We start from the raw sequence: 440 nt of genomic DNA on the forward strand, positions 1-440 counted from the left end.
ATATAGTTTAAGCCGTAACGGTGATGATGAATTGTTCTTCGTGATAATTGAAGTGAACAAAAATAAGTCATGCACGGTGTTTCAACTCCTAATGATTTAACACTTTCATGTAATACAGTCATATCAAAAGCTGCATTATGAGCTACTACAGGTAAATCACCTATAAACTTTAACATGTATGGGTACACAGTTTTAAAAGTAGGTGCGTCTGCAACTTCTTCGGGATGAATGCCATGAACTGCAATATTTTGTTGTGAAAAGAAATCATTAGGATTAATGAGCGTGTAAAATGTTTCTGTTATTTGATGATTAACAACTTTAACCATCCCAATAGAACAAATACTTGTACGTTTTCCATTTGCAGTTTCAAAATCTAGTGCAATAAAGGCGTCTGAATTCATGTTATATGGTTCCTTTCTTAATACTAATATGTAATGACT

1 protein-coding gene is annotated in these 440 nt (G+C 32.7%); it reads right to left on the reverse strand.

The window, feature by feature from the left end; genetic code table 11:
- On the reverse strand, positions 1–401 hold a 401-nt coding region (locus ACF91D_RS32005; RefSeq protein WP_392438741.1), incomplete at its 3' end, for an exonuclease domain-containing protein.
- Positions 402–440 lie beyond the last annotated feature (39 nt).

The sequence above is a fragment of the Staphylococcus sp. 231237_7MaSpsaltlick genome (assembly GCF_043107035.1).